Origin of the sequence: Streptomyces sp. (genome assembly GCF_031178505.1) — a bacterium.
Taxonomy (GTDB): Bacteria; Actinomycetota; Actinomycetes; order Streptomycetales; family Streptomycetaceae; genus Streptomyces; species Streptomyces gulbargensis.
Window position 1 is genome coordinate 1 of the sequence record NZ_JAPSIW010000359.1, and the last position, 6,916, is coordinate 6,916.

4 protein-coding genes and 2 pseudogenes are annotated in these 6,916 nt (G+C 75.2%); 5 read left to right on the forward strand and 1 reads right to left on the reverse strand.

The genetic code is table 11. The features are described 5' to 3' along the window. Nucleotides 1–85 precede the first annotated feature (85 nt). From RIF68_RS21835 to RIF68_RS21845, 3 genes and pseudogenes are all read left to right on the forward strand, one after another. A pseudogene (locus RIF68_RS21835) lies at nucleotides 86–385 on the forward strand (DUF6042 family protein); the annotation flags it as partial. A gap of 162 nt (nucleotides 386–547) precedes the next feature. Further along, nucleotides 548–2,113, forward strand: a complete 1,566-nt coding sequence (locus RIF68_RS21840) for an oxidoreductase (protein ID WP_309052979.1) — start codon at nucleotides 548–550, stop codon at nucleotides 2,111–2,113. A 317-nt stretch (nucleotides 2,114–2,430) separates the two neighbouring features. Next, nucleotides 2,431–3,534 carry a phosphotransferase gene (locus tag RIF68_RS21845; RefSeq protein WP_309052978.1) on the forward strand — a complete coding sequence of 368 codons (1,104 nt, stop codon included), beginning with the start codon at nucleotides 2,431–2,433 and terminating at the stop codon, nucleotides 3,532–3,534. A gap of 31 nt (nucleotides 3,535–3,565) precedes the next feature. Here RIF68_RS21845 and RIF68_RS36525 read toward each other — a convergent pair whose 3' ends face one another. After that, complete coding sequence (locus RIF68_RS36525; RefSeq protein WP_375165731.1) at nucleotides 3,566–4,096, reverse strand: hypothetical protein; 531 nt, start codon at nucleotides 4,094–4,096, stop codon at nucleotides 3,566–3,568. Between the two features lie 292 nt (nucleotides 4,097–4,388). On the opposite strand from RIF68_RS36525, the gene RIF68_RS21855 reads away from it, so the two are divergent. Beyond that, a complete protein-coding gene (locus RIF68_RS21855) occupies nucleotides 4,389–6,140 on the forward strand; it encodes a BCCT family transporter (RefSeq protein ID WP_309052980.1) in 1,752 nt (583 codons plus the stop codon). 206 nt (nucleotides 6,141–6,346) lie between these two features. Next, nucleotides 6,347–6,916: pseudogene (locus RIF68_RS21860) on the forward strand (collagenase); the annotation flags it as partial.

The window sequence follows — 6,916 nt, forward strand, 5'->3', positions numbered from 1 at the left end:
CACGCCCCGCGTGACCCGTTCGGACGGACCGGTGCCGACCATGACGGCGCTGGGCATCGCGTCGCGCCAGGACGGCGTCGGGGTCATGCCCGAGCGGCTGCCCCTCCCGGAGGACGTCCTCACCCTGTCCGACGACCTGCGCGCCCGCCTCCGCGCGCTGCGGCACGACCAGGCGGTGGCCCCGGCCGAGCGGGCCCTCGTCGCGCACCTCACGGACCGCCTCGGCCACCCCGCCGCGGTCTTCACCTCCATCGACCGCCTCGCCCGCGCGCTCGGCCTGACCGGGGACAAGGTCCGCGGCGGACTCCAGCGGCTCGTCGACGCCGGCGACGCCCGCCCGGAACGCGGCCTGCCCCGCGTCGGCACCGCCCCCGCCGACCTCGCGTCCCACGAGCGCTTCCACCTCGTCCCGGACCGGGACCACTTCCACGCCCACCGCGTCGTCGTGCACAGGGTTTGCCGTGCCCCGCCGAGAGGGCGCGCCCGGCCGGTCCGAAGCCAACGGCGGGGCGGTGCGCGGCCGGACGAGGATCCCTACGCTGCACGGGTGCTTTCCTACGACGAGTTGACGACGCCCGAGCGTGACCTGTGGGACGCGTTCCCCGAGGGCCGGCGGGTGGACCTGCGGACGGGGACACCGGAGGAGGACCGGGTCCTCGACGGCGGACGGTGGGGACCCGAACGGACCGTACGGGCGGCGGTGATCGCCACGCTGCTCCTGGGCGCCCCCTCGGAGCACCCGGGCGTGGTGGCGCGCCTGAGACTCACCGGAGCCCGGATTTCCGGCCGCCTCGACCTGGCCGGCGCGGAACTGACCCACTCCCTGTGGCTCGAGTCCTGCTGGTTCGACGAGCCGGTGAGCCTCCTCGGCGCGTCGACCCGGACCCTGGTGTTCACCGGCAGCCGGATCCCCGGCGTCGAGGCCGATTCGGCCCGTGTCGAGGGCAGCTTGTCCCTGCGGCACGCCGTCGTGGAGGGCGGCGCCCCCACGCCCTTCAGCCCCGTGACCACCGCCCTGGCGCTCACCGACGCCCGCGTCTCGGGCGCCCTGCTCCTCAACGGGGCCCGCCTGCTCGCACCCGGCGGGTGGGCCCTCTCGGCCGGCGGCCTGGCCATGGAGGGGGGCGTCTTCTGCCGGAACGGATTCGTCGCCCAGGGTGAAGTCCGCCTCGTGGGGGCACAGTTGCCGGGCACCCTCGCCATGCAGGGCGCCCGGCTCGAGGGCGGTGGCCCGAGCGGAGCGGCCCTCGTCCTCGACAACGCCCGGGCCTCCTCGCTCAAGCTCTCCGAGGGCTTCACCGCGCACGGCACGGTGCGCCTCCGGGGTGCCCAGGCCACGGACGACGTCACCTTCGACGGGTCCGTCCTCAGCGGCCCGGCCGGGGACGACGGGGACGCCCCGGCCCTCGTCGCCACGCACCTGCAGGCCGTGGACCTCGACCTCACCTTCGCCCGGCCCCCGGCCGGCACCCTCGACCTGCGGGGCGCCCAGGTCGCGTACCTCCACGAGAACGAACACAGCTGGCCGGAGCGGGTGCGGCTGGACGGTCTCGTCTACGGCTCCGTCATGACGGCGGAAGCGGACGGAGAACGCCACGAGGCCGTGGGAGGCCGCGGATCGGTGGCCCGCCGCCTGGCCTGGATACGCAGCAGCCCCGGCTACAGCCCGCAGCCGTACGAACAGGTCGCGGCCTGGTACCGCAAGGCCGGCCACGACGACGACGCCCGCCGCGTCCTCCTCGCCAAACAGCGTCACCGCCGCCGCACCCTGCCCCTGGCATCCCGCGCATGGGGCCACCTCCTCGACGTGACCGTCGGCTACGGATACCGGCCCTGGCTGGCGGGGGTCTGGCTCCTCGCGCTGACCCTGCTGGGCACCCTGTCCTTCCGCACAACCACCCCCAAGCCGGTGAAACCGGGCGAAGGGGCCCCGTTCCAGCCCCTCGTCTACACCCTCGACCTCCTGGTCCCCATCGGCGGCCTGGGCCAGCGCACGGCCTGGTACTGGACCGACGGCGCCCTCCAGGGACTGGCCTACCTCCTGATCGCCCTCGGCTGGGTCCTCACGACCGCCGTCATCGCCGGCGTCACGCGCACCCTGCAGCGGAACTAGACCGTGTCCGGAAAGGGGCGGTGTCCGCCCGCGGGAGGCTGTCCGGGCCGGCGGGGCCCAGGGGAGGATCGCACGGCGGAGGGTCCCCTCGTACGGGGCGCACTCGGGAAATCCCGGCAACGCCGGGAGCGCCTCCCGCCCGAAGGGCTACCGGGAGAGCGTGCGTGCGCAGGGGCACCTCCCGGGTGGAGCTCCGGGGGAGTCGCGGGGCAGGCCCGACTTCACGGAGACGGCTCAGCGCGGCCGGACGTGTCTCCGGTCGGCCCTCGCCGGAAAATCGGGTGCCGGTGGTGCCGGGGCGGTGGTGCAATCCCGGGATGGACGACGCGACGGCGATGACGGTCGACCGGGGGCGCTTCGAGGACGCGGTCACGCCGTGGGAGGACCAGGCCTGGCGGCGGGCGGCCCTGGACTGGGCGGTGGGGGAACTCGCCCGGCACGGGCTGCGGGAGAGCGGCGCGCCCCGTGAGGTCAGGTTGCGGCCGTGGTCGGTCCTCGTGCGCCTGCCGGCCGGCGGGGGCCCGCGTGACGCGGTCTGGTTCAAGGCGAGCGCGCCCGACGCCGCCTTCGAGGCGGCGCTCGGCGGCGCCCTCGCCCGCTGGGTGCCCGGGCACGTCGTCACACCCCTCGCCGTCGATCCCGGACGCGGCTGGACACTCCTTCCGGACGGCGGTCCTCTCCTCCGGCGCGTCCTCGACGAGGGCAGGGCGGGACCGGAGGCCTGGGAGGAGGTGCTCGGGCAGTACGGGCGGATGCAGCGCGCCCTGGTCCCGTACGCGGAACGGCTGGCCGGCCTGGGCGTGCCCGGGGCCCGTACCCGCGAGCTGCCGGCGATCTTCGACCGTCTCGTCGCGGACAATCCGGCCCTGGACCACGAAGCGCGCCGGGCCCTCCTCGCGGGCCGCCCGCGCCTGCTGGAGTGGTGCGAGGAGCTCGACGCGCTCCGCGTCCCCGACTCCCTCGACCACTGCGACCTGCACGACGGGCAGATCCTCGTCCCTGCCCCCGGCCGCTTCGCCTTCTTCGACTGGGGCGACGCCGCCGTGGGGCCTCCCTTCGCCGGCCTCCTGGTGCCGCTCGGGGCGGTGCGGGAGCGGTACGGGCCGGGGCGGGCGCGCCGGCTGCGCGACGCCTACCTCGAACCCTGGACCGACCTCGGTCCCGCCCTGCCGGACCTCCGGCGCGCGGCCGGGCTCGCCACCCGCCTCGCCGCGCTCGGCCGGGCCGCGTCCTGGTTCCGGCTGTTCCCGGGGACGCCGGCGGCGGACTGCCACGAGGCGAGCGCCTTCTGGGTGCGGGAGCTGTTCGCCGCGCCGGAACTGCCCCCGGAGCCCGAGCCGGAGCCCGAGCCGGACCCCCGGTCCGAGTCCGAGCCGCTACCCGCGCCCGGGCCCGCGTGCGGCCGCCTCGCCGACCGGTGAGGAGGTGCCCGCGGCCGGACCACCCGGCCCCTCAGCGACGGTCGAGGAACACCCCGTCCCGGGCCACGACCACCCCACCGTGCACCACCAGGTCGCGGCGGGGCATGTCGACCACGACCTGGGGCAGGCACTCGCCCGCGACCAGCACGAAGTCGGCCGGCGCGCCGGCGCGGAGATCGGCGCGGAGAAGGCCCATGACGTCCGCGCCTCCGTGGGCGGCGACGCGGTAGCAGTCCGTCAGTTCCTCGTCCAGGCGGACGTCCGTGATCCAGCCGACGACGATATCGGTGGTCCTCGCCGAGCCGAAGGGGCGCACGTCCCGGAAGACCACGGCCCGCGCGGGCAGCCCGGCGCCGGGTGCCGTCACTCCGGCCGTCATGGCGCCCTCCGGAGCCGCCGCCCCGCCGCCGCGCGCGGTCGGCCGCCGGCCGGCAGGCTCCGCCCCGGTGCCCGCGCGCGGGTCCGGAGCCCGGTCGGCGCCGACGGGTCCGGCCCGCCCCGGGCCCGTACGGGCCCCTTCGTCGCCGCCCCCGTTCGCGCCGTACCCGCTGCTCTCCGTCACCTGCTCCGCCTCTTCCGCTCTCGGTCGCCGGCCGGTCCCCGCCCGCCGGCCGAGGATACGCCGGGCCGCACGGCCCTGATGTCCGCCGGGTTCGGTGCCGTCTGTGGTAGTGCCTTACCGGACACACGGGATTTTTCCCGTATGAGCGGCGAAAGGTGCAGAGGTGGCGCAAGGAGAGCGGGACCCGGACGGAGGCGGTGCGGGCGCGGGCCGGCCCGGCCGGAAGGGCGGGGGCGGCGAACGGGAGCACCGGTTCAGGGGGCGTACGCCGGGCGGGGACTGGGGCCGGGTGGTGACCGCCGACCTTCCCGGCCTCCCCGAGAGCCACCGGCGGGCGCGGACCGACCGGATCGTGTTCGGTGTCACGGCCGTGCTCACCGTGGCCTTCGTCGTGTGGGGGGCCACCGCCACGGGCACCCTGGAGCGCGTCTCCGGAGACCTCCTCGACGGGCTCATCCGCAACGGCGGCTGGGCGTTCATGCTGGCCGCCTCCGGCTTCGTCGTCTTCGCGCTGTGGCTGGCCGTCAGCCGGTACGGCCGGATCACCCTGGGCCAGGAGGACGAGGGACCCGAGTTCCGCACCGTGTCGTGGGTCGCGATGATGTTCAGCGCCGGCATGGGCATCGGTCTGATGTTCTACGGGGTGAGCGAGCCGCTGGCGCACTACGGCACCCCGCCGCCCGGCACCCGCCCCGCCGACTCGGCGGAGCGGATGGAGACCGCGATGGCCACGACCCTCTTCCACTGGACCCTGCACCCGTGGGCGATCTACGCGGTCGTCGGGCTCGCCATCGCGTACTCCACCTTCCGCCGCCGCCGGCGCCAGACCATCAGCGCCGTCTTCGTGCCGCTGATGGGCGAGCGGCGGGCGTACGGCGGTCCAGGCCGGTTCATCGACATCCTGGCCATCTTCGCCACCCTCTTCGGCTCCGCCGCCTCGCTCGGCCTGGGCGCGCTCCAGATCGGCAGCGGCTTCACGGAGCTGGGGTGGATGGAGAAGGCGGGCACCGGGCTCCTCGTGGCCATCATCGGCGTCCTGACCCTGGCCTTCGTCCTGTCCGCGGTCTCCGGGGTGGAGAAGGGCATCCAGTGGCTCTCCAACACCAACATGGTCCTCGCGGCGGTCCTCGCCGTCTTCGTCTTCGTCGTGGGCCCCACGGTCATCGTGCTCGACCTGCTGCCCACCTCCATCGCCGCCTACCTCGGCGACCTTCCTCAGCTGGCGGGCCGGACGGAGGCGACGAGCGGCGAGAACATCCACGCCTGGCTGGGCAGCTGGACCGTCTTCTACTGGGCGTGGTGGATCTCCTGGACCCCGTTCGTCGGCATGTTCATCGCCCGCATCAGCCGGGGACGGACGATCCGGCAGTTCGTCGGCGGGGTCATCCTGGTGCCGAGCTCCGTCAGCCTGGTCTGGTTCGCCGTCTTCGGCGGCACGGCGATGCAGCTGGGGGAGAAGGGCGAGCTGGCGGGGGAGACCACCCCCGAGGGGCAGCTCTTCGGTCTTCTCCAGCAGTTCCCGGTCGCCGGGGCCATGAGCCTGCTCGTGATGGTGCTGGTCGGGATCTTCTTCGTCTCCGGCGCCGACGCCGCCTCGATCGTCATGGGGACGCTCTCCCAGCGCGGCGCCTTCGAGCCCACCCGCCCGGTGGTGGTCTTCTGGGGCGTGGTGACCGGGGCGGTCGCCGCCATCATGCTCCTCATCGGCGACGGGCAGGGCGACGCCCTCGCCGGCCTGCAGAACCTCACCATCCTGGTGGCGGCCCCGTTCGTCCTGGTGATGCTCGGCATGTGCGTGGCGCTCATGCGGGACCTGCGGCGCGATCCGCTCATCGTGCGGGGGGAGATGGGCGAGGAGGCCGTCGAACTCGCCGTCATCGCCGGGCACCAGCGGTACGACGGCGACTTCGAGCTGCGGATCGGGCCCGGGTCCTCCGGTGCCACGGCCACCGACGCCGGGGGGACGGCGTCCGGCCCGGGCTCCGGACCCTCGGGTTCCTCGCCGGCCGACTCCGGTTCCGCTCCGGGCTCCGGCGGTTCCTGATCCTCACCCGGCCGCCTCTCTCCGGGGAGGCGGCCGAGCGGTACCGTCAACTCCGCTTGTACGCAGGGCTCCTGAGGGCTTGTCAGTGCAATTTCACATTACTATGTTACATCGCACACGCTGTGACGTGGCTTCGTCACCATCGTGCGCACCGCGACAGTTCTCGCCCCCTCGCGGGGCATTCCCCCACACACCCAGGAGTTCTGTTGTCCCTCCGCAGACGTGCCCGCACGGCTCTGCTCGCCTCGGCCGTGACCGCCACCCTCCTCGCCTCCGCGGCCCAGACGGCCGCCGCGCCGGTGGGCCAGGACACCCGCCCCGCCCCCGGAGCGCAGGCGTCCCCGGCCCCGGCGCCCACGCCGGCCCCGCGGGGGTCGCACCCCTTCGACGAGGTCGAGCGCCTCGCCGCCGCGCCCCGCACCGGGCTCGGACCGGCGCCCGCGCCGGGCGGCCACGCCGCGGGCCGGGTGCCCGGCCCCGCGCCGAGCCCCGCGGCCGCCCGGACGGCCGCCACTCCCCGTACCACCGCCGGCGTGTCCTGCACGCTCGACGGCATCACCCGGCTCGGGCCCGAGGCGTTCGCCGACTTCCTCGCCGACCCGGCGGTCACGGCCGACGGCTGTCTGCGCGGCCTCGTCTGGAGCTGGGACGCCCGGCTCGCACCCGTGATGTCCGACGCCCACGTCCAGGCCGTCTCCCACCGGGCGTCCGGCCTGGCCGCCACCCACAGCGCCCACCATCGCGGAGTAGCCAATGAGGCCCACCACCGTTGTGGA

Bases quoted from the DNA above. Each gene is read 5' to 3' on its own strand.
- RIF68_RS21845 (WP_309052978.1), top strand. From the start codon at position 2,431: ATGGACGACGCGACGGCGATGACGGTCGACCGGGGGCGCTTCGAGGAC.